The organism is Corynebacterium sp. 045007 (assembly GCF_040743205.1).
Lineage (GTDB): Bacteria > Actinomycetota > Actinomycetes > Mycobacteriales > Mycobacteriaceae > Corynebacterium > Corynebacterium jeikeium_D.
Window position 1 is genome coordinate 24797 of sequence record NZ_JBFLKW010000020.1, and the last position, 22606, is coordinate 47402.

Annotated in this window: 21 protein-coding genes and 1 tRNA gene; 4 read left to right on the forward strand and 18 right to left on the reverse strand. The window is 60.7% G+C overall.

Translation table 11 applies throughout. The features are described from left to right. Nucleotides 1-10: 10 nt before the first annotated feature. Entirely contained in the window at nucleotides 11-2290 is a 2280-nt protein-coding gene (gene secA2, locus AB1Z34_RS09685) for an accessory Sec system translocase SecA2 (RefSeq protein WP_016422838.1), read from the reverse strand. 189 nt (nucleotides 2291-2479) lie between these two features. Between secA2 and rraA the strand changes: the two genes are divergently transcribed. Then, nucleotides 2480-2953, forward strand: coding sequence for a ribonuclease E activity regulator RraA (gene rraA, locus AB1Z34_RS09690; protein ID WP_016422839.1), 474 nt, complete (start codon nucleotides 2480-2482; stop codon nucleotides 2951-2953). A gap of 97 nt (nucleotides 2954-3050) precedes the next feature. Here the strand turns inward: rraA and AB1Z34_RS09695 are convergent. The 14 genes from AB1Z34_RS09695 to AB1Z34_RS09760 all read right to left on the reverse strand — a co-directional run bounded on the left by AB1Z34_RS09695 (nucleotide 3051) and on the right by AB1Z34_RS09760 (nucleotide 17962). Beyond that, nucleotides 3051-3124 (reverse strand) — tRNA-Pro (locus AB1Z34_RS09695). Nucleotides 3125-3210: 86 nt separating this feature from the next. Further along, the gene (locus AB1Z34_RS09700; RefSeq protein WP_016422840.1) at nucleotides 3211-4209 is read right to left on the reverse strand and encodes a PASTA domain-containing protein; all 999 of its coding nucleotides are present in this window, start codon (nucleotides 4207-4209) and stop codon (nucleotides 3211-3213) included. A 156-nt stretch (nucleotides 4210-4365) separates the two neighbouring features. Next, nucleotides 4366-6675 carry a bifunctional cytidylate kinase/GTPase Der gene (gene der / locus AB1Z34_RS09705; RefSeq protein ID WP_367158269.1) on the reverse strand — a complete coding sequence of 770 codons (2310 nt, stop codon included), beginning with the start codon at nucleotides 6673-6675 and terminating at the stop codon, nucleotides 4366-4368. A gap of 51 nt (nucleotides 6676-6726) precedes the next feature. Beyond that, entirely contained in the window at nucleotides 6727-7578 is an 852-nt protein-coding gene (locus tag AB1Z34_RS09710; protein ID WP_049193586.1) for a pseudouridine synthase, read from the reverse strand. 341 nt (nucleotides 7579-7919) lie between these two features. After that, complete coding sequence (bioD, locus tag AB1Z34_RS09715; RefSeq protein WP_367158270.1) at nucleotides 7920-8609, reverse strand: dethiobiotin synthase; 690 nt, start codon at nucleotides 8607-8609, stop codon at nucleotides 7920-7922. 27 nt (nucleotides 8610-8636) lie between these two features. Further along, the gene (locus AB1Z34_RS09720; RefSeq protein WP_367158271.1) at nucleotides 8637-10019 is read right to left on the reverse strand and encodes an adenosylmethionine--8-amino-7-oxononanoate transaminase; all 1383 of its coding nucleotides are present in this window, start codon (nucleotides 10017-10019) and stop codon (nucleotides 8637-8639) included. A 212-nt stretch (nucleotides 10020-10231) separates the two neighbouring features. Then, on the reverse strand, nucleotides 10232-11392 hold the full coding sequence (locus tag AB1Z34_RS09725) for a hypothetical protein (protein WP_367158272.1): 1161 nt from the start codon (nucleotides 11390-11392) through the stop codon (nucleotides 10232-10234). 436 nt (nucleotides 11393-11828) lie between these two features. Next, on the reverse strand, nucleotides 11829-12443 hold the full coding sequence (gene scpB / locus AB1Z34_RS09730; RefSeq protein WP_367158273.1) for an SMC-Scp complex subunit ScpB: 615 nt from the start codon (nucleotides 12441-12443) through the stop codon (nucleotides 11829-11831). Nucleotides 12444-12565: 122 nt separating this feature from the next. Then, nucleotides 12566-13408: a ScpA family protein gene (locus tag AB1Z34_RS09735; RefSeq protein ID WP_367158274.1), complete on the reverse strand. Its 843-nt coding sequence runs from the start codon at nucleotides 13406-13408 to the stop codon at nucleotides 12566-12568. A gap of 3 nt (nucleotides 13409-13411) precedes the next feature. Beyond that, on the reverse strand, nucleotides 13412-14287 hold the full coding sequence (locus tag AB1Z34_RS09740) for a ParA family protein (RefSeq protein WP_049189940.1): 876 nt from the start codon (nucleotides 14285-14287) through the stop codon (nucleotides 13412-13414). 64 nt (nucleotides 14288-14351) lie between these two features. After that, on the reverse strand, nucleotides 14352-15290 hold the full coding sequence (locus AB1Z34_RS09745; RefSeq protein ID WP_367158275.1) for a site-specific tyrosine recombinase XerD: 939 nt from the start codon (nucleotides 15288-15290) through the stop codon (nucleotides 14352-14354). Next, nucleotides 15287-15940, reverse strand: a complete 654-nt coding sequence (locus AB1Z34_RS09750) for an NUDIX domain-containing protein (RefSeq protein WP_367158276.1) — start codon at nucleotides 15938-15940, stop codon at nucleotides 15287-15289. The genes AB1Z34_RS09745 and AB1Z34_RS09750 overlap by 4 nt, the downstream gene beginning before the upstream one ends. A 47-nt stretch (nucleotides 15941-15987) precedes the next feature. Then, a complete protein-coding gene (locus tag AB1Z34_RS09755; RefSeq protein WP_367158277.1) occupies nucleotides 15988-17619 on the reverse strand; it encodes a CTP synthase in 1632 nt (543 codons plus the stop codon). 133 nt (nucleotides 17620-17752) lie between these two features. Continuing rightward, nucleotides 17753-17962, reverse strand: a complete 210-nt coding sequence (locus AB1Z34_RS09760) for a DUF4177 domain-containing protein (RefSeq protein ID WP_070602687.1) — start codon at nucleotides 17960-17962, stop codon at nucleotides 17753-17755. Between the two features lie 94 nt (nucleotides 17963-18056). Here AB1Z34_RS09760 and AB1Z34_RS09765 point away from each other — a divergent pair, with 94 nt between their 5' ends. Both AB1Z34_RS09765 and AB1Z34_RS09770 read left to right on the forward strand, forming a co-directional pair. Continuing rightward, nucleotides 18057-18575, forward strand: coding sequence for a type 1 glutamine amidotransferase domain-containing protein (locus AB1Z34_RS09765; protein ID WP_070767226.1), 519 nt, complete (start codon nucleotides 18057-18059; stop codon nucleotides 18573-18575). Between the two features lie 43 nt (nucleotides 18576-18618). Then, nucleotides 18619-19362, forward strand: coding sequence for an LURP-one-related/scramblase family protein (locus tag AB1Z34_RS09770; protein WP_367158278.1), 744 nt, complete (start codon nucleotides 18619-18621; stop codon nucleotides 19360-19362). 73 nt (nucleotides 19363-19435) lie between these two features. On the opposite strand, the gene AB1Z34_RS09775 is transcribed toward AB1Z34_RS09770, so the two are convergent. Beyond that, a complete protein-coding gene (locus AB1Z34_RS09775) occupies nucleotides 19436-19810 on the reverse strand; it encodes a hypothetical protein (RefSeq protein WP_367158279.1) in 375 nt (124 codons plus the stop codon). 87 nt (nucleotides 19811-19897) lie between these two features. Further along, nucleotides 19898-20557 (reverse strand): esterase/lipase family protein, encoded by a 660-nt coding sequence (locus tag AB1Z34_RS09780; protein WP_367158280.1) that lies wholly within the window; start codon nucleotides 20555-20557, stop codon nucleotides 19898-19900. Nucleotides 20558-20981: 424 nt separating this feature from the next. On the opposite strand from AB1Z34_RS09780, the gene AB1Z34_RS09785 reads away from it, so the two are divergent. Further along, nucleotides 20982-21347: a PH domain-containing protein gene (locus tag AB1Z34_RS09785; RefSeq protein ID WP_049189974.1), complete on the forward strand. Its 366-nt coding sequence runs from the start codon at nucleotides 20982-20984 to the stop codon at nucleotides 21345-21347. A gap of 84 nt (nucleotides 21348-21431) precedes the next feature. On the opposite strand, the gene AB1Z34_RS09790 is transcribed toward AB1Z34_RS09785, so the two are convergent. Then, the gene (locus tag AB1Z34_RS09790) at nucleotides 21432-22463 is read right to left on the reverse strand and encodes a hypothetical protein (RefSeq protein ID WP_367158281.1); all 1032 of its coding nucleotides are present in this window, start codon (nucleotides 22461-22463) and stop codon (nucleotides 21432-21434) included. Nucleotides 22464-22606: the final 143 nt, after the last annotated feature.

A 22606-nucleotide genomic window follows, 5' to 3' on the forward strand; every position in this document is an offset into this window, starting at 1 on the left:
TGGTTACGGCTTACCTAAACATCGCGGCAATCGAGCCGACGACCGAGCCGCCACCATTGCTCAATGGGTTGTCGTTGACCATGTACGTCCACGTCGAGCTCGGGCGAGCAAGACCCGTGTCCTCTAGATGTGCGCCTTCGCTGTCGATTTCGACCTCTTGGAAGGTCTGCACCGACTCGGTAACGGCATTGTTCACCAGGCTCTTAAAGGCGCCGATGGCGGCGCGGTGGAACTCATCAATGGGGCTTTCCTTAGCCAGCGCGCGCAGGTGAATCGACTCCCGCAGGTCATCCAGATCCGCCAGGTGGTCTGACCATCCGCGATCCAGGTGGCTCAGCATGATTTCCCGGGCAGCATCCTCGGCGACATCGCGCCCGACTACGGATTCGACTTCCTTGGCCCGCGCCGATGCCAACTTGGACAGTTCTTCCCAGGCTGCATTAGTAGTCAGCAGTTTCTCCCGGCGCTCATCCAGAATCTCGCGCTGGTCACCGATGAGCTTGTTGTACTTCCACGTCGTCGCATGAATCGACAGCATGGTCGCCTCTGTCACTCGCTGTGCGCGGTCGATGAACTGGTATGCCCTCTTATCCCGGACACGGCCATCATCCTCGGGCAGCACGCTCAGCGTCTCGCCAGCAGCGCCCTCGGAAATCACCGGATCATCCAGGGAGACAAAGAACACCGACGAGCCCGGATCGCCCTGGCGCCCGGCGCGGCCACGCAGCTGATTGTCCAGTCGGTCAGTGCGGTGCTTGCCCAGGCCAATAACGCATAGTCCACCGCGTTCGACCACCGCATCTCGGTTGGATTCATCTGCCCCACCGAGGCGGATGTCGGTTCCTCGTCCGGCCATCTGGGTGGACACCGTCACGCGGCCAATATCGCCAGCATTGGCGATGACCTGGGCCTCCAGCTCGTCATTTTTCGCGTTCAGCACCGAGGATTCGATACCACGCAGAACCAGTGCATCGGCCAGGCGTTCCGATTCCGCCACGTCACGGGTGCCTACGAGTATTGGTCGACCAGTGCCGTTGAGTTCCACGACCTCGTCGACAAGCGCGGCGAACGCGTCGTCGGTGGTGGCGTAGATGCGGTCGGGCTCGTCGTCACGAATGCATGGGACGTTGGGTTCGATGACGGAGACGTGAAGTCCGTAGAACTCGCGGAACTGGTCGCCCGCGGAGGTGGCGGTGCCGGTCATGCCGCAGGTGATGTCGTAGCGGCCGACGAGCTGCTGGATGGTCATGGAGTCGAGGATTCGGCCGCCCTCCGAGACCTGCAGCCCCTCCTTGGCCTCTACCGCTGCTTGCAGACCGTCCGGCCAGCGCTGCAGTTCCGCCACGCGTCCCTTCGAGGCGTCGATGAGCTGTACCTTGCCGTCGCGCACGATGTAGTCGACATCGCGCTGCAGCAACTCGTGGGCGTGCAGTGCAACGTTGACCTGAACTAGGGTGGTGCCGACATGTTCGGCGTCGTACAGCGAGCCGATGCCAAGCAGGCGTTCGACGCGTGCGGCGCCGGTGTCGGTGAGGAAGACGTTGCGACGACCTTCGTCGACGGTGTAGTCGTCGCCGAGCTGCAGGCGGCGCACCACGTCGGTGATCTGTCCGGTCGGTGCTGTGCCCGGCTCATTGCCGGCAAGCACGAGCGGGACCAGCGCTTCATCGACCAACACGGAGTCGGCTTCGTCGATGATCACGACATCAGCGGGCGACTGCACGCGGTCTTCGATGGCCGGCGCGCAGCGGTCGCGCAGAACGTCGAAGCCGAGTTCGTTGACGGCGGCGTAGACGATGTCTGCCGCATATGCTTTACGACGCTCCCCCGGTCCCTCCTGCGGCGAAATAGCCGCCACCGAGAGCCCTAGGAACCCGAACAGCGGTTGCATCCACTGCGCGTCGCGGCCTGCGAGGTAGTCGTTGACGGTCACAGAATGCACGCGGTGGCCACGCAGCGCGAACCCGGCTGCAGCCAGGGCGCCGGAGAGAGTCTTGCCCTCACCGGTGGCCATCTGGACGACGTCTCCCTCCATGAGCGCCAGTGCGCCTTGCAGCTGCACATCGAAGGGGCGCATGGACAGGGTGCGCTGGGAGACTTCGCGGAGCGCGGCTAAAAGCTCCGGTGCGTCGGTGGCGTGTTGGCGGGTGAAGTCGGCGAGGTCGGCGTCGGAAAGCGCCTGTACCTGCGGCTCGAGCTCAGCGGCGTGTGCCACCAGCCCTACGCTGCGTTTTTGGTTGCGCCCCTGCTTGCCGCTAAGAGCCTTCCAAAACCAATTAAACCCAGCCATCTTCTACCCTTCCTGCGCGCGTGTGGTTGTCGGCGCGTTCTGACTCACCAGAGTAATCAATCTGGGCCGGCCTTCGGAGTGTCAATCGCCGCCAGCGAATTTGCACCATATGTCTTTAGTCACATCTTGAGTTTGAAACAATGGGTTTAACACTTGATGCGAGAATTTTCGGAAGGACTTGAATCCCCTATGGCAATCGAATTCATCCCCACCGCTGACCTGGTTGACGAGATCGGCCCGGACGTGCGTTCCTGCGATACTCAGATGCGTAACCTCGGCGGTCGCGTGGAGTTCTGCGGCAAGATCTCCACGGTCAAGTGCTTCCAGGACAACGCGCTGCTGAAGAAGGTCCTCTCCGAACCGTCGGAGGGTGGCGTGCTTGTCATCGACGGTGACGCTTCTGTTCACACGGCACTGGTCGGTGACGTTATTGCGGGGCTCGGCAAGGACAATGGCTGGGCTGGTGTGGTCGTCAACGGCGCGATCCGTGACTCCAAGCTGATTGGCGAGATGGACTTCGGCTGCAAGGCGCTTGGCACCAACCCGCGCAAGTCCACCAAGACCGGCGAGGGCGAGCGCGACGTCGTTGTCTCCTTCGGCGGCATTGACTTCGTTCCGGGCGAGACGCTCTACGCTGACTCCGACGGTATTGTCGTGCGCTAGTAGCATCGCGCGCTAGACGGCAAACAAAAGCCTTCAGCAATAGCCGTAAACAAAACCGCCGCCTCCCGGAATCTTCCAGAAGACGGCGGTTATTTTGTCGGGCTGACCGGATTTGAACCGACGACCCCCTCACCCCCAGTGAGGTGCGCTACCAAACTGCGCTACAGCCCGCGTGCACGAAAGTGCAACGAGCTATAGGTTACATCATTGGAGTTTGAAGGCGAAAATCGCCCCTGCCACCCTCCCTGACCACCGCATTACTGCAGGTAGATGGTCACTGGAGTGGATGTCTCCGCCATCTGTCCCTCCGGCGGATCAATCGAGGCGACCTTGCCCATAATCGCGGCCACCGAGTTGGTCGGATTGCCCTCGGCGTCGACGACAGTCACGTTCTGGTAGCCGTTGGTACGCAATTCCACCTCGACCGATGCCGGGCTCTTGCCCACCACGCCCTGCGGGATGGTGCCCCAACCGCTGCTGCGCTCACCGGGGCCAGGGATAGCTGGCGGCGACTCGCGAAGTTGGTCGAGCTCCTGCTCGAGGCGCTCACGGGTGTCGTTAATCGTGCCCGACGGGTCCAAGCGATCGGTGGGACTTGTCGTGGTTTCTTCCGGCGAGGTTGTCGTCGGGGTCGGGCTTGACGACGTCTCCTGCGTCGGCTCCGCCGTATTGTCGTTTTTGTCTTCGGTTCCGGAAGTAAAGGACAAGACCAGGGCTACCAGCGCGACTACGGCTACCATCGCGGCGATGGCCACGATGGCGACAGGCTTGCCCCAGCCCTTCTTGGAGTCATCATTGCCACTGTTGCCACGGTTATTACCGCGGTTGTTGCCGTTGTTCATGTCACCGTAACCGCCTGCGCCACCTGCGGCGTACTGCTGGGTTGCGCCTGCCTGCTGGCCCGCCTGACCATAGCCGCGTTCTTCTTCAGAAAGCGGAGCCCAGTACTGGCCGCTCCCCTGCGCGCCACCGCCTGCGCCACCGCCTTGCGGTCCGGCACCGGTACCTCGCGAGTTCTCAAAACGTGTTTCATCGCCACGCTGCAGGAATTGTGTCTCAGAGGAGTCGCCGCCGAAGTATTCGGTCGGCTGCTCGCCCGCGAAGTCGGCATCCGGGTTGTATCCGCGGTATCCCTCGTCCCGCGGAATGTAGCGAGTCGCGGAGTCATCGCCGTATGAGCTTGAGGAATCGCGTCCGTAGCTGTTGTCTCGGCCATCGTGCTGAGAGCCGTCACGGTTGTTGCCGCGCCTGACCATTGTCAGTTCTCCTTATCGCTAATTTACTGAAACTCTAAAATGCCAAAGAAAAGCCCAAAATGCAATTGCCTAAATCACATTTTGGGCTTTTCTCAGCTCAATTCGAGCGACTAGCAGGCCTGAACGGAACTACCTGACGGTGCTTCCTAGCAGGTCCTAGCGGCGCTTCTTCTTCTCGCGGACACGCACCGCGATGCGCACCGGTGAGCCCTCGAAACCGAATTCTTCACGCAGCTTCCGCTCCAGGAAGCGACGGTAGCCGTGCTCCAGGAAGCCGGTAGTGAACAGCACAATCACCGGCGGGCGCGAGGATGCCTGGGTGGCAAACAACACGCGCGGCTGGCGGCCACCACGCAGCGGTGGCGGGTTCTGCTGCATAATCGCACGCAACCATGTGTTCAGGCGACCAGTGGAGATACGCTTATCCCACGACTCCACGGCCTCCAGCATGGCCGGCTCCAGCTTCTGCACAGCGCGACCAGTCTTGGCGGAGATGTTCACCCGACGAGCCCACGGCACGTGTGCGAGCTGCTCTTCAATTTCGCGCTCGAGCAAATCGCGACGGTCCTCATCCATGAGGTCCCACTTGTTGTAGGCGACCACAAGTGCCCGACCGGAGTCGAGAATCATGCGCAGCACGCGCTGGTCCTGCTCGGTAATCTGCTCAGAGGCATCGACCAGGAAGATTACGACCTCGGCGTTGTCAATCGTCGAACGAGTACGCAGCGAAGCGTAGAACTCGTGGCCCTTGGCGGTCTTGGTCTTCTTGCGGATACCAGCGGTATCCACAAAACGCCAGAGCGCCTCGTCCATCTGCACCAGCGAGTCCACCGGGTCAACCGTGGTACCGGCCACGTCGCTGACCACTGCGCGATCTTCACCGGAGAGCTTGTTCAGCAGCGAGGACTTGCCCACGTTCGGCTTGCCCACCAATGCCACGCGACGCGGCCCGGTCGGCAGCGACTTCGCACGCGGCACCTCCGGGAAGGAGGACACCACTTCGTCCATCACGTCGGCATTGCCACGACCGTGGAGGGCCGAGGTCGGGTGCGGCTCGCCGAGCCCGAGGGCCCAGAACTCCGCGACGTCGCCAAGCTGCGAATCCGACTCAAACTTGTTGGCGGCGAGAATAACCGGCTGCTCCGCGCGCTGCAGGCGGCGGGCCATGACCTCTTCCGTGGCGGTGATGCCGACGGTGGTATCAACGACCATGACAATCACATCGGCGGTCTCCATGGCGGTCTCCGCCTGACGAGCAATCGCCGCATGCATACCCTTGGCGTCCGGGTCCCAGCCGCCGGTGTCCTGCACCCAGAAGCGACGACCGCCCCATTCACCCAGGTAGGAGATGCGGTCGCGGGTCACGCCCGGGAAGTCTTCGACAACTGCTTCACGACGGCCAATGAACCTGTTAACCATGGTGGACTTACCAACATTCGGTCGTCCCACAATGGCCACGGTCGGAAGAGCTTCTTCCTCCTCGTCGCTCACGCCAAGCGCTGCGAAGGCGTTTTCCAGCTCTTCCCAGTCGGCATCGTCGTCGATCTGGCCGGTTTCGGCGCGCTCGATGGCTTCGGAGATGATTGTCTCGTGGTCAGCGATCGTGCGGTCGATGAACTCGTCTGCGCTGGTGTGGCTCCCTGCGGTGCCCGGCGCGTGTTCGCTCTCCACGTTTGCGACCAGGTGCCCGGCGGTGTCCTCGACCGCGTCCTCGGAGTCCTCGTAAGAGCCCTCGAACTCTTCGTTGTCGACATCGTCCCAGTCCATGGTGGACCCCGGGTATCCGGCCTCAACAACATCGAGGACGTTTTCCACGACCTCTTCGATGTCCATCTCGGAGGTGTCTAAAATGAACGCATCCTCGGCTGGCTTCAGCGGCGAGGTCGCACGGTTGCTGTCGAGTTCGTCGCGGCGGATGACGTCGGCAAGCACGGTGTCGAAGTCAGCCTCACGACCAGCGGCGATGTCCTGGTCGTAGCGGCGGCGGGCGCGAACCTCGGCGGAGGCGGTCATGAAGATTTTCGCCGGAACGTCCGGAAGCACAACCGTGCCGATGTCGCGGCCTTCCACCACACAGCGCACCGCCGATGCGGCCAGCGAGCGCTGGAGCGCAACCAGGTTGGTGCGCACGGCCGGAATCGCGGAGACAGCCGACACGGTGCGGGTGACCTCCGGGCCGCGAATCTCGCCGGAAACATCTTCGCCGTCGAGGAGGACAGCGGTGGAGTTCGGGTCATCGGAGACTTCCAGTGGCAGGGCGGCCGTCGCCTTGGCCACGGCTTCCTCGTCGGTCGGGTCAATGCCCTGGCGCAGCACCCACAGGGTGGCCACGCGGTACATTGCGCCGGTGTCCAGGTACTTTGCGCCCAGTTCGGTTGCGACCATCCGAGAGACAGTCGACTTGCCAGTGCCGGAGGGGCCATCGATGGCAACCAACAGCATGTCGTCAGTGTTCTGCTCGCTCATGTGGGCTCCTTCAGCTCCTTGGTTCTCTTCGTTCTTTTTCACTAGTGCCATTTACAGCCCCACCGCGTTGTAGAGGGAGGTCAGCTCAGCCCGGTTGAGTGCGCGGAGAGCGCCCGGGGTCTGCTCGCCCAGCTGGACAGTGTGAATCTTAGTGCGCACCAGGCGCTCGACCGGGAAGCCCGCAGTCTTGAGCATCCGGCGGACGATGTGCTTGCGGCCCTCGTGCAGCTCGATGCGGACGATGGAGCGGCCCTGCCAGACATCGATGATCTGCGCCATGTCCGCCTTAGCGATGCCGTCATCAAGCTCAATGCCCTTTTCCAGCTCACGCATGACCTTGGCATCGACCTCGCCGACAACGGTGGCCATGTAGGTCTTGGTGACCTCGTAGCTCGGGTGCATCAGGCGGTTGGCCAGCTCACCATCGTTGGTGAGCAGCAGCAGGCCCTCGGTGGGCGCATCCAGGCGACCCACGTGGAAGAGTCGCTGACCAGCGCTGATCTTCTCACCGATGATGTCGCCCACACACGGGCGGCCCATGTCATCGTGCATGGTCGACTGCACACCACGCGGCTTGTTCAGGACGAAGTACTGCATGTCCTCATTGACGATGACGCGGGAACCATCAACGCGAATCACAGACGTGTTCGGGTCCACCCGCACGCCCTGCCGCGTCACAATCTTGCCGTCGACCTCGACGCGGCCTTCGTCGATAAGCTTTTCCGCCATACGACGCGACGCCACGCCTGCCTGTGCCAATACCTTCTGCAGGCGCACGCCCTCGCCTGCTTCGCTGTGCACGCGCTTGCCCGAGCCGCGGCGGTTGTCGTCCACATGCTGGTGGCGCGCCGGGCGAGCGTTGGATACGTAGATGTCCTTCGCGTGGACGTTGGAGGTCTCCATCTTCGCGCCGCTGTCGCGACGGCTGCGGTTGCGCTGGGCGTTAGTGGAGCCGCGGTTGGATTGATTCTTACGGTTCTTGTGTGCCGGTGTGCCTTCTCGGCGAGCGGGTTTAGCCACTTGACCTACATCCTTTTCAAGCGTTGGAGAATGTTCTGTTTGTTAGAACGTCAGCGCCAGGCGACGCTGTTCTCTCCCCCGTGGGCCCAAAATGGCCGGTGGAAGCAGGTTAATAAAGAGAATTACAGAGAAAGCCTCGCGCCTTGTCGTCTAGCCACCTTAGCACGTTTCTAGTAAAGCGCCAGCTTAACGACGTCCCGCGCGGCCTCCACCTACAACGTCTTTTACAGCGCTGCGGCCCACTCTCGCACGCCCGGCAGCCACTGCGTAGCTTTCGCCACAAACTCCTGCCGGTCCAGCGCGCCCGCTCCCGCCTGCACCGACCCCAGCAGCGGCACCCCGGTGATGCGCGGCAGTTCCTCCAGGTTCGTCTCAATGATCGGGTCGACCTCCGCCGGCAACGAACCGCCCACCAGCGCCGTGACATTAACCCCACGGCCCCGCGCCACCTCGACGGTGAGCTCCGCCTCGTTCAGGCAACCCAGGTCCAACCGCGTCACGACCACCATCTGACTACCCGGCAGCAACACCGCCAGCTCCGGCAGCGCCCAGTCCTCGCCGAGTCGCACCAGCAAGCCGCCCGCGCCCTCCACGAGGACAACGCGGTTCGGCCCGTCGATAAGCTTGATTTTCTCCGCGATTTCCGTAGCCTCCGGCAGGCGCATGCCCGCGCGCTGAGCCGCCGCCACCGGCGCCATCGGCTCGGGGTAACGCTCGAAACCATGCAGGTTGTCGATCCCCGTCAGCTCCGCGACAGTGTCCAAATCACCGCCGTCAGGGCCCGGGAAACCGGTCTGAATTGGCTTGACGACGTGCACCTCCTTACCCTCCTCGCGAAGTGCCGCCGCCAGGGCTGCCGTACCGATGGTCTTTCCAATATCGGTACCGGTGCCTGTAACAAGGACGATGCTCATGGTGGTTGGTACTCCTTTTTGGTTGCGCTACTTGCGTTTTTCCTCCGCGGCGACGATGGCGGCGATGGCCTCGCAGATACGGTCGACCTCGTCATTGGTGCTGATATACGGCGGCATGGTGTACACCAACTTGCCGAATGGCCGCAGCCACACCCCGGCATCGACAGCCGCTGCAGTGGCCAGGCCCATGTCCACGGGGCGCTGCATCTCCACGACCCCGATTGCGCCGAGGGCACGCACGTCGGCCACGGCATCGCTGTTGGCTAGGGGCTGGAGCTGTTCGCGGAGCCGGGACTCGATGCGCGGGACATCCTCACGCCACTGCCCTTCTGCAATCAGGTCGAGCTGCGCACACGCCACCGCACAGGCCAACGGGTTGCCCATAAAAGTCGGGCCGTGCATGATACCTCCGCCTGCACCACTGGAAATGGTGCGAGCCACGTCGGCGGTGGTGAGGGTGGCTGCGAAGCTCATAAAGCCGCCGGTCAGCGCCTTGCCGACACACATAATATCCGGCACAATCCCGGCCGCCTGCGTCGTGAACAGGTCGCCAGCTCGGCCGAAGCCGGTGGCGATCTCATCCGCAATAAGGAGAATGCCGTGCTTGTCACACAGCTTCCGGAGCCCCACAAGCAGCTCGTGGTCATGGAACCGCATGCCACCTGCTCCTTGGACTACCGGTTCAATGATGATGCTGGCGACGGAGTCGTCGATAAGCGAATCGAAGTGCGAGAGATAGCGTGCGCGTTCCTCCTCGGTTGCGCCGCGGGCGGGCGGTTTGTCGGCGAAGACCTGCGGAGTCCACTGCCCCGTCCACAGCGAATGCATGCCGCCCTCGGGGTCGCAGACGGTCATGGGCGCGCGAGTGTCGCCGTGATAGCCGCCACGCCAAGTGGCCAGGCGGGTGCGCTCGGGATGGCCTTTGGCCTGCTGATACTGCAACGCCATTTTGATCGCCACCTCGACAGAGACCGAACCCGAGTCCGAGTAAAAAATGGCATCGAAGCCGGGGCCTGCGAGCTTTAGGAGCTTCTCCGCCAGCTCAATGGCCGGACGGTGCGTGAGTCCGCCGAACATGACATGCGACATCGTGGTGGCCTGCTTCTTCGCGGCTGCGACCAGCTTCGGGTGCGAGTGGCCGTGGCAAGCGGCCCACCAGCTGCTCATGCCGTCGATGAGGGTGCGGCCGTCGGCGAGGTGGAGGTTCACGCCCTCGGCGGACTCGACCAGCTCGGGCGCGACCGGCGACGGGATGGGGCCGTATGGGTGCCAGATGTGGTCGGCGTCGAATTCGGCGAGGTTGGCGATGGTTGGCTGGGTATGTGGTTGAGTGTGCGGCTGGGTGTGCTGCGGGGCGGGCGGCTGGGAGTGCTGCGGGGTGTGCGGCTGGGCGGTTTCCGAGGCTGTCATGATACTCAGCATAATACCTGTACAGCACCGGACTTGAACGCCGTTCGGGGTTGGCGGTGGAGCTTCTCGCAAGGATTACAGACAGTCTCAGCGACTTTACGACACCCATGTCACCTCGTGGCAGCTGTGGAGGTGGCATGAGGTGACACCTGTGTCGTGAAGTGGAGTTTTGGGGTGGAGTTTGGGCAAGGCAGCGATAGCGAAAGCGCCGCCTAGTACAGCCGCCCCGCCTGGCTCCACACTCGTCGGCGACGCATAGCCAGCTCGGCCGCCTTACCTGTGATTGTGATGGGCGGCCGCGCGAAGGCGTAGTTACCGCGATAGCAACTGCCACCATTTGCCAGGTGACGTCGGATTTCCGTGGCCGCTTGCCGCAAGGTGGCTACGGCGGTGCCGTCGAAAAGCTGTGACCAGACGATTCGGATGACATTCAGTCCGAGGTTCTTCAGGCGCTTTTCGCGCTCCAACTCCTTTGCGATTGCCACCTGCGTGTCCGCGACCCCGCCGTCGGTGTATTTCATACGGCCATCAAACTCGACGACCAGCCCAAGTTCGGGCAGGTAGAAGTCTACGCGTGCGATGAAGCCACGATCATCCCGAAAGGAAACCTGCTGGAGCAACGGAGCCCGAGAATCGTTGACAGAAGCTAGCCCCGCCTGGACGATTGCTTCTTTAGTGAGCGATTCCCCAATGCTTTCCGACGACGCTGTCGCTTGCCTCAACAACCTCCTGGCCTGTGCATTTCCCGGAGCACGCGGATATGCAGCCAACGTAGCCAACAGTTCCTCGGTGTCGGTGTGGCGCTGGAGGGCGGCGTCGGCAAGCACTAGTGCATTGTGCGGGGTGCGCGAACGGCAGACGTCGATGACGGACTTTGGGACATCGGTGACGAGGCGACCATCGACTTCTACGATGTCCTCGGGGAGAATCCGGCCGGAGACGCGGATGAGGCGTTTGTGCGGCTGGTACGGGCCATTCGGTGTGCTTCGCGATTGCCCGCGCTTGCGGCCGGAGTTGGCTACCGCGATCGGAGTGTTGTGCGTGAGTAGAGGTAAACCGTGGAGAGCAGCGGCGGCATCGCGGGTGACTACGGTGGTGGTGCCGCGATGGATCAGCGCTTTGATTTCCAGGACGTAGCGTTCGGTGCTGTTTAGGGCGAGCCACCTGTCGACTGGCACGTACGCGCCGTGTGCGAGCCACAGGAGGCTGCCGCTTTTGGCTCGCTGGCGGAGATCTCGGTCGGAGTGCTGGCCGATTCGGGAAATTGCGAATGTGCTGGGGCGGGCACATTCGCGCTGCTGGCCGGTACGGATGATGTCGTCGGCGTCGAAGATCCACTGCGGCATCGGATTGCGCTCCTGAGGTCCAGGCAACTGCTGGCTGGTGGGTGGTGATGTGAGTGTTGGTGAGTGTTTGCGTGTTTGCGAGTGCTTGCGTGTTTGTGAGTGCTTGCGAGTGCTACGTTCTCATTTTTGGGCTCACACGGAGACTCAGGAGGCATCGATTTGGCGTCGACTGTGGATAGTTTGCAGTTTTCGGGAGTTATCCACAGTGCGTGTGGTGGGTGTGGTGTGCGGTGTGCGTGTGGTGGGTGTGGTGGGTGCGGTGGGGGTGCAAAGGCTCGCAGTGAGCTGAGGCGAGCAGCAAACCCCGCCCGAAATGCGACTTCACGACACCCATGTCACCTCGTGGCAGCTGTGGAGGTGGCATGAGGTGACACCCGTGTCGTGAAGTGGGTTAGCCGATGGAGCGAGCCCCGCAGCCCCGCGGCCCAGCTAGGCCCCCTGTCCAACCGCCCCAGAACCCCACCTAGTCCAACGGCTCGTCGATCAAGTCGACCTCAGGCAGCAGCGGAGCCAAATCAGGCAGCTGGTCCAGCGACTCAATCCCCAAAAGCTCCAGGAACAGCGTCGTCGTAACGTACAAATGCGCACCGGTTGCCGGGTCCTCTCCGGACTCCGCAATCAGACCGCGCGCGACCAGCGTGCGCATCACGCCATCAACATTGACACCGCGCACACCGGAGACCTGCGCACGCGTGGCTGGCTGTCGGTAAGCCACTACTGCCAGCGTCTCCATAGCTGCACGTGAGAGCTTCGACTGCGAGCCATCCAGCAAGAATCGCTCGACCGCGCTGGCATGCGCGGGAGCTGTGTAGAAGCGCCAGCCCTCATCCGTTTCACGCAGCTCAATGCCGCTGCGACGTGCACGGTATTCGTACTCGATCTCGCGAAGCACGTCACGGACATCGCTTGCGGAAACATCCAGCGCCCGCGCCATATCCTCCGCCGCCACCGGCGTATCGACTACCAGCAGAATCGACTCAACGCCTGCTCGCAACGGGTCAATGGGCGGCAACTGAGCCGAAGAAGCAGACGCGGGCTCCACGGCCTGCTCGGATGGTGCGGAACTGGTTTCGCTCATGCGCGTCAGATTACGCAACCTCCCGCGCCGGGCGCTAATTGGCCGGGCGCTAATCAGCTGTTAGCACCAGCCCAACCAAGCCCACGCCCAACAGCCAAGTCCCAACAGCCAGCCCCAGCCACCTACTCCCAGTTCGCCGCCGCCACGACGGCCGGGTCCACGTCCATCCCGGTCCAGGCCACGTGGATTTCCTCCAGCGCCTCCTCCTGCTCCACACCGATCGCCTTGGCTCGGTAGAGCTCCAGCAGCGCCAGGAACCGTCCGACAACTTCCATGGACACGCGGCATTCGCTGGTCAGCTGCGTAAACGTCAACCAGGTCCCCTCGCCTGCCAGCCGCAGCGAGTCCAGAATCTTGCCCGCCTGCTCCGGCACGGACACGGGCACACCGTGGATGTGCCCGACACCGACTTCCTCGGGCGGCTTCGGTCGCATCACGACGGCCGCAAACTCGGCGAACTCCCCGAGAGTCATGCCCAAGCGCACGGGCGGCAGCAGCTCCTCGAACTGCTTGTCCGGCCCCACAGCTCGCGGATAGCGCCGCGGCGCGGTCTTCTGCCACTCCTCGAATTGGTCGGCCACCTTGCCATACGCCTGGTACTGCAGCAGTCGGGCGAACAGCAGGTCGCGCGCTTCTAGCAGTTCGAGGTCTTCTTCGCTGTCGACGTCGCCACGCGGCAGAAGCCGTGCGGTCTTGAGGTCGAGCAGCGTTGCTGCCACGACGAGGAATTCGGTGATTTCGTCGAGGTCGCTGACTGCGTCGAGGCTGCGCGTGTACGCGATGAACTCGTCGGTGACCGCCGCCAGCGCGACTTCGGTGACGTCCATCTTTTTGCTGCTGATCAGCTGGAGCAGCAGGTCGAAGGGCCCGTTGAAGTTCGCGAGCGCGACGCGGAAGCCGGTGATCTCTTCCTGCACGCCCTCGCTTGACGACGGTTCGGGAGTGTAACTATCCGGGGAAGTCACCTATTATTTGCGGCCTTTGCGTTCGATGACCTCGCGGGCCAGGTTGCGGTACTGCGCCGCAGCTGGGGTGTTCGGTGCCCAGGTGGTGATGGGCTCGCCGGCGACGGAGGTTTCCGGGAAGCGGACGGTTCGGGTGATAACCGTGTCGAAGACTTTGTCACCGAAGACCTCGATGAGGCGTTCCATGACTTCCTTGGCATGGCGGGTCCTGCGGTCGAACATGGTGACCAGAATGCCGGAGACTTCCAGGTTGAAGTTCAGGCGGTCGCGGACCTTGGCCACCGTGTCGGTGAGCAGTGCCAGACCGCGCAGGGAGAAGTACTCTGCCACCATTGGGATGATGACGCCCTCGGAGATGGTCAGCGCATTGACGGTCAGCAGGCCCAGCGACGGCTGGCAGTCAATGATGATGAAGTCGTAGTCATTCATCACTGGGCGCAGCGCGCGTCCGAGGGCCTGCTCGCGGCCGACTTCGTTGACAAGCTGAATCTCCGCAGCCGACAGGTCGATGTTGGCCGGAACGAGGTCCAGGCCGGAGACCTTGGTGTGGTGGATGGCGTCGCGGACATCGGTGGTGTCGTCGACGATGAGGTTGTAAACCGTCAGGTCGAGTTCCTCATGGGGAACACCAAGACCGGCGGATAGTGCGCCTTGCGGGTCCAAGTCAACGAGCAGGACTTTACGACCGAACTCCGCCAGCGCCGCACCCAGGTTAATGGTCGAGGTGGTCTTACCCACGCCCCCCTTCTGGTTACACATTGCCAGGATGACTGCAGGGCCGTGACTGTTCAGGGGTGCGGGTTCCGGCAGCTCACGTGCCGGACGACCGGTGAGACCGAGTTCAACTCGATCGGCCTCAAACAACCCTTCTTCAGCCACAGTCAATCCCTCTTCCTTGAAGATTTCTCATCAATTCTACTGCGCGATATATTACCGCCACATATTACCGCGAGTATTCAGCCCGTGGGTGAGCCCCCGCCCAGACTCGTCGCATATTCTCCGCGGTAATCATGGTGTAAATCTGAGTCGTCGTCACCGAGGCGTGCCCAAGCAGCTCCTGGACAACACGCACATCGGCACCGCCCTCGATGAGATGTGTGCCGAAACTGTGCCGCAGGGTGTGCGGGGAAATTTTCGCGCTCAGCCCGGCGCGCTCACCCAGCTCCGCAAGTGTATTTCCCGCCGACTGCCGAGACAGCCTGCGGCCCAGTGAGTTAATAAACAGCGCCGGCCCGGAGTTCGCCCGCACCCAGCTTGGCCGCCCGCGTGTCAGCCACGCATCCAGCGCCGCCATAGCCGGCAATCCCACCGGCACGATGCGCTCTTTGCTGCCCTTGCCGCGCAGCAGCACAAGGTTGGTTTCGCGGTCCACGTCATCGATGTCCAGGCCGGTGACCTCGGAAACGCGCGCACCTGTCGAGTACAGAAACTCCACCAGCGCACGGTTGCGCAAATCCGTCACGTCAGCGGTGTCGTCGTTGGGGATGGACTCGATAAGCCGGGTGACCTCATCAATGCTGAGTGCCTTCGGATACCGCGAGGGCTGCTTCGGCGGCGCCACCCGCTTGGCGACATCCACATCCAACGCGCCCTCACCCACCGCAAACTTGTGGAAGCTCCGCACCGCGGACAGCGACCGCGTCACCGAGGTCGGGGCCAGCGCCGGCCTGCCCGCCGACTTATCTCCCCGCGCGAGGTACGCCAGAAACTCTGACACATCCTGCTCAGTGACCTGCTCCAATCGCGTACGCCCAATCTCCCGCAGATAGGTGCGGTACTTCTCCAAGTCACGCTTATAACTGGCGAGCGTATTCGCCGACAGCCCCTTTTCCACCGCGAGGTAGGTGACGAAGGCGTCGACAAGCGGATCGATCGAACTCATCGGATACGTTTCAGATCCGCGCCGGCGCCGAGCTGCTCCGTCCGGCGTTTCGCCAGGGCCGTCGGCCGAATGTCGAACGGCTCCGCGACCGAGCGCGGCGTCGCACCCCGCAGCAGCACCTCGGCCGCCAGCAAAATGCCGGATAGCGCGATGCCGTTGAGGATCTCTCCGCGCAGCGCCATCGCCACCGCCTCATCCACCGCGATCCACGCCGCAGTCATGTCCGCTTCCTCATCGTGGGCTTCCGGCTTATCGACGGCACGGAGACCCCTGGCCAGATAGATCCGAACCGCTTCCTCTGCGAAGCCTGGCGAGCTGAACATATCGGTAAGCAGGGACCAGGACTCGGCCTCCAGCCCGGCTTCCTCGACCAGCTCGCGCTTGGCGGCCTCCAGTGGGTCTTCGTCCGCGACATCGAGAAGTCCGGCCGGCAACTCCACCAAGCGCTGCCCCGCTGCCTGCCGCCACTGATTCAGCAGGTAAAGGCGGTTATCCTCATCTGCGGCAACGACTGCAACAGCGCCGAAATGCTCCACGATCTCGCGGGCGGACACATTCCCGCCTGGCATTCGCACCTGGTCGCGGCGGACCGCGATGATAGGTGCCTCGAGAACAATCTCGGAATCAACAACGTCAAATTGGTGCGCCATGAGTTTCACTCTAATAGGTAGGCCGGATTCGCCCTTGCGGAGCTAAGCTAAGCGTGCTTGAGGGCTGCGGCGATGAGACCGTCGAAAAGCGGATGGGCGTTGGTGGGGCGTGACTTCAGCTCCGGGTGCGCCTGCGTGGCCACGAGGTATGGGTGCACGTCCTTGGGGTATTCGACGAATTCGACGAGCTTGCCGTCCGGCGAGGTGCCCGAGATGACCAGGCCTGCTTCTTCGAGCTGGGCGCGGTAGGCGTTGTTGACCTCGTACCGGTGGCGGTGGCGCTCAGTGACATCGGTGGTGCCGTAGAGGTCGGCGACGACAGAGCCTTCGGCAAGCTTCGCCGGGTAGGAACCCAAGCGCATGGATCCGCCCAGGTCAGCCTCACCGGAGACGGCCTGGAGCTGTTCCTCCATCGTGGCGATGACCGGCTCGGCCGCATTCTCGTCGAACTCGGTGGAAGAAGCACCTTCAACGCCTGCCGTGCGCGCCGCCTCGATGACGACACACTGCATGCCCAGACAGATTCCCAAAAGTGGCGTGCCGGTCTGCTTGGCGTAGCGGATGGTCGCAATCTTGCCTTCGATGCCGCGTCCGCCGAAACCGCCGGGGATGACAATCGCGTCAACGCCAGCCATGTTCTTCTTCAGCCCCTCGGGAGTTTCGCAGTCATCGGAAGCGACCCAACGGATGTTCGCCTTCACGCGGTGAGCAAAACCGGCGGCACGCACAGCTTCCGCGACGGACAGGTAGGCATCCGGCAGGTCGATGTATTTACCAACCAAGGCGACCGTGACCTCGCCCTTCGGGTTGTGGACGCGTTCGAGCAGGTCTCCCCACACTGCCCAATCCATGTCGCGGAACGGCAGGTTCAGGCGGCGGATGATGAAGGTGTCCAGGTGCTCTTCATAGAGGACCTTCGGGATGTCGTAGATGCTCGGCGCATCCGGGCAGGACACCACGCCCTCGCGGTCGATGTCACACATCAGCGCAATCTTGTTCTTGAGGGAGTCGGGGACGTCGCGGTCGCATCGCAAAACGACGGCATCGGGAACCAGACCAATCGAGCGAAGTTCAGCCACCGAGTGCTGTGTGGGCTTGGTTTTCAGTTCCTTGGAGGGGCCGAGGTACGGAACCAGCGACACGTGTAGGTAGAAGACGTTTTCGCGGCCGACGTCGTGACGCACTTGACGCGCGGCTTCCAGGAAGGGCTGCGATTCAATATCGCCGACGGTGCCGCCGATTTCGGTGATGACCACGTCGGGCTTTTCGCCGTTTGCGTCGGCATTGCCCATAGCGACGATGCGGGATTTAATCTCGTCGGTGATGTGCGGGATGACCTGGACGGTCTGGCCGAGGAATTCGCCGCGGCGCTCCTTGGCGATGACCGAGGAATAGACCTTGCCGGTGGTGACATTGCCGCCGGCGGAGAGGTTGCGATCGAGGAAGCGCTCGTAGTGACCGAGGTCCAGGTCGGTTTCGGCGCCGTCTTCGGTGACGAAGACCTCGCCGTGCTGGAAGGGGTTCATGGTGCCCGGATCCACGTTGAGGTAGGGATCGAGCTTTTGCATAGTCACTTTGAGACCACGCGAGGTGAGCAGGCGGCCGAGCGATGCCGCAGTTAAGCCTTTGCCGAGGGAGGAGGCTACGCCTCCTGTAACGATGATGTATTTCGTAACCACGGGACTTCAGAATATCGCTTGCGCGGGCGCGAGCGCAAGCGAATTTTCATAATGGCGGATACATATTTCATATTTGGGTAACTTTTGTGGAGCCGTGCCCCATCCGCCGGTGGGGCCCAGGGGTAAGTGGCAGCTACGCGATACTCTCAAAAATCATGGTCGCCTGGATGCGGTCACCACCCATCAGCCCCTTACTGCCAGAGGAAGCAGTAGTAATCGTGTGCAGCCGAAACCCCTGCGAAGCCTTGTCGTTGATTACCCGCTCAAGCTCCGTCAAGTTAGCCGAGCCGGTACCGATGAACTTTTCCTTCAGAACCACCTGAAGAACTTCATAGTGAGGCATCTTTCGCCCTCCATCAAGATAATTTTTCAATATTGAATGCAAAACAATACTCGGGCGGATGCATAAACGCGATTACGTCGTTACCCTCGGGGCTATGACTGATTTAACGAATAAGACCATTGCAGTATTGGCCACTGACGGATTCGAGGACTCCGAGCTGACTAGCCCGGCTGAGGCCGTAAAGGATGCCGGTGCGACCGTGCACGTTATCTCCACCGAAGAAGGCTCCATCGAGGGCAAGAATGGCACGAAGGTGGACGTCGATAAGCTCACCAGCAGCGTTTCTGCTGATGATTACGATGCTCTGATTCTGCCGGGCGGCACCGTGAATGCTGACCAGATCCGCATCGATAAGGATGCTGTGGCCCTGGTGAAGGGATTCGCCGCAGCTAACAAGCCAATCGGCGTGATTTGCCACGGCGGTTGGATTCTCACCGACGCGGAAGCCTTGAAGGGCCGCACGATTACCTCCTACATCAGCGTCAAGACCGACCTGGTGAACGCTGGCGCTAACTGGGTCGACGAGGAAGTTGTCGTTGACGGCAACCTGATTTCCTCCCGTACCCCGGCTGATCTTGAGGCTTTCAACAAGGCGCTCGTAGAGAACTTCTAACCCACTCGCCTGCCCCAAGACTCATCAAAGGAGGGCTGTTGCCATGACTTCGTATTGGGATAACCCAAAGTCACTGTGGGATCAGATTCCACAGAATGACGCGGAAGATGCTTCCGCGCACCAGCCGTCCGCGCCCGAGCAGCCTTCCGCACCTGAACAGCTTCCGCCACAGCAAGGGCGTAACCGGGGATTGCTCTCGCACAACAACATCGTTATCCAGCAGATTCGAAACTTCATGGCAGATGATTTCGACATCCTGGATACCGAGGGCAATTGCATCGGCAAGATTGAAACTACTGGCGGCACGCTGAGCCGCATGTTTATGGGCTCTCGTCGTCTGACAGTGTCCGAACCAGACGGCACTCCGGTGTTCGTCATTACCGATCCGACCGATTTCGCCCTTGACAGCTACGAGGTCTACTACCCCGACCCGCAGGCAACATCCCCTGAAGGCAAGCAGCAAGTCGGAGCAGACTCATCGCGCCTATTGGCAACTATTCAACAAAAGTTTGCGTTCTTTAAGCGGCGACTGGAGATTTCTATCCCCGGTTTTGCTCATTGCGAGGTCGACGGCGACGTTTGGCATTACGACGCGACCTTCAAGATCAACGACGTCAAAGTTGCACAGATGTCCCGCAAGTGGTCGGGTTTTACAAATATGCTAACCGGCAATGAGCGCTATGTTCTGCAGCTCAAGGATGATTTGCCACCACAGCTACGCGCCGCCATTATTGGCGCGGCTATTGCCCTGGATTTGATGGCGAAAAAGGCGCGTTCCGACAGCTAGTGACTGCTGCCGACAACGCGCCCTACCCCTTGTCCGGTTCTACCGCCGGTTACTGTCGCGGTTGCGACTATCGCTACCGCGATTCCGCAGCCTGCGCGATGCGTCCGTCGATTTCCGTGATGCCATCAGAAACGGCATTGACGTGTTCTGTGCGAACATTAGCGTTGTCATTGATGCCGCCTTCCACAAAGGCAGTTACCGGCACACACGGAACTTCTACGTTGCGCCCCAGCGCATTGGCGACCTGCGCAATTGCCCGTGGCGAGAAAGTTAGTCCGATGTGGCCCGACAGGTCCGCAGAGCACCCATCCTGCAGCAGAATGTTGTTGGACGTTGGTGCCTGCCACTGGCTTGCAGCCATTGGAGTGACGGCTTCATCAACCTGGGTAGAGATTGCAACATAGTTGACACCGGGCTGCTCCAAGCCGCCCTCATTCATCTTGGCCATGAACTCGCTATGCTGCAGCAGATCCACCAGGCTCGGGCTGACGATGTACCCCGCAGCCTTGTTGCCAGCATTGTCGAACTGGTCGAGCTACTCCAAACCATAGGAGATACCGAGCAGCGATGTGCCGTGCAGGACGCCCGCCAGGGACACAACCGTGCCTATACCCCGGCCCTGCTCCTGCTTGGCGTAAGCGGCAGCCAATGTGCCACCAGCAGAGTGACCAACAATATCGACGGCGGTAGCACCAGTTTCAGCCTTGAGAGCGTCAATCTTTGCAGTCAGCTCAGCCAAAGCGGTGTCGAGCGGGGTCATGTTGCGCATGGTTGGAATAGAGCCCAACACCGAAAACTCGTCAGGGCCCAGCTTGCCGACGTTAAATGCGTACAGACACTTCCCCATTGCCTTTAGCTCTGGTGCCATGCGCGCATAGGTTTGGTACGAGTTCGAGTTCATCCCGTGGATCATGACCACCGGATTCTCACCAGGAGCAGGAACACACTGCACGTTTGTGCCCTCTGGACTGGTGTTTTCCGTCATCCCCTGGTTGACCATGACAGTGGGGAAATCATTTGCCTTTGGGCCCCACTCGCCCATTTCGGTCCAGGACAGGACCTGACCATCGCCAGCCTCTGCACCCGACGTTGGGTCGGCAGCCGCGATAGGAGCCGCTGCCATAGCGACACCAGCTGCGGCTACCAATGCTGTGGCCGACCGTGCCAGCTTCGAAAATGCTCGATGAGTGCCCATGATTACTCCTTGCGTAGAACAGTGAATAGTAAAACGCTTCCAATAAGAACTACGGCATGGGCAAGAGCAAAAAACAGGCTATGAATCGCTATCGTACTCTGAAAGGCGAGCAATCAAAGCCCCTAAATAGGGTTAATAAAATGTGAACCGAATATAACTATAATACTATCCACCTCCAGCTCCGCAGGCTTTTAAAGTGATGTCGGCCATCGGGTGAAACAGAAGCGCGCACCCGCCCCATTCCTGTGCACGCTGCACTGACAGCGGCTGCAAATATCTCGATACTTGCAGGCGCAAGCACCTGCTCAAGCACCAATTCAGGAGTTAGCCCAGGTACACCCGATAAAAATATTTTTCATTAACTAACGAATTAATCGTAAAATTATGCAGCCGAAAATTACTTTTACTTCCCTTGGAGGATCCCGTGGAAGCTGCAGAAATCACTAGTTGGACTTTTGTCGAAGAGACCCCAATTCCTAAGGACGCACAGGAGCTGATGGTTCAAGGCGAACAGCCCTACGTGGCATTCAAGACATTCCGAGACTCTGCAATCTTCACCAATAAGCGTTTAATCGTACGAGATGCGCAGGGATTGACCGGCAAAAAGGTGGAGATGTATTCGCTTCCGTACAGCTCCATCAACATGTGGTCCACAGAAAACGCAGGCACTCTGGATTTCAACGCTGAAATCGAGCTGTGGACTCGTGCGGGCAAAATCAAAATTAAAATTGGCCGCGGCCTCGATGTCCGTGCAATTGACCGGCTAATCGGTAACTGCGTGCTTGCGTAACAGCCGTCAGCTGATTATTCCGCGATTCCCACGAGATTCTTTGGACCTTTTTCAATCTGTGGGAGTCATACTCCACAAGTAAATCTACAAATCCCTGTAGTATTCGCGAAGCTTCACTGCCATCAAAGAGCGACGCTTCTGCAGGAACTCGTGGTAGTTCTCAACAGTTGTGTCAACCAGCGACTGCGGAATGGCGTTGATTTCGAAGTTACGGTCAAGATCCTCACGCGACGTAATCTCACCGAGCGTCGACTCACCGGACTCAATTTGGGAGAACACCTCGCCCAAATATTCAGAGGGCATACGGTTGCCGATTCGAATATTTACCGCAGTCTCTGCGAACGCGTAGTTGGCTACCTGGTTGTAGTCGCGCTTATCGTTGACCCCACTTTTGCGAAGATAGTCTTTCGGAACTAGGTGATGAATATCGCCTTGGACTTCAATCATCGAGCTTACTAGCGCGTGCTTACTTAAGAACGCCGTTGCCTGCGCCTTAACCTGCGAAGCCATAAAGGCGCGGAATTGCGGATTACTCACGCTCGACGAATCGAAACGCTGAGGCAGTGTTACCGTCCAGAAGCTCTCTCCCAGCTCGCCTTCTTCAAGCTCCTTCAACGCTGCGACCGGCCCGACTCGGTCAATTGCACGCAAATCTCGTTCAAAAGTCGACTCAAAACTACCTGACGCTCTACTGGTCAACTGCGTCATTACAAACCATCGCCTAACGACGCTACTAACCTCCGGATCCGGCCGGCCGTCCGCACGCATGATGAGGAACAGCGCGTACGCAAAGTTGACCGCGTTGCTTGAGGTAATCATGTTTTTCTTGATAAAGCCTGTCGATCGCAGAATTACCAAGAACTTCTTGAACTCATACTTGTTAACGACGCGGAGTAGCGCTTGTTCGAACTTGTTGTACGCTTCCGGAATTCGCTCAGGGTAAAACTTTCTGGTTTCAGGATCGAGGCCGCTGAGTTCACGAACAACGAATGAAACCCGACCACGCCGAAACGCGACCATCGACGCGACACGAATAAGGTCTACATACGACGGATCGTAGAGATCCTCGGTGTCATCTTTAAGCCACTCAATCTCCCGCCAGTATTGAGTCTGCACAAACTCTTCATCATTACGGAGCTCGCCGTAATCATGCGGACTTACTGCTGGGGTTGCCCGCAAATCGTGGACACGTAGTGGGGCTACCTAGTGTTTAGGCAGCTATTTCTTTTCTACTGGTGGTTAGACCAATGTGGTTTTCG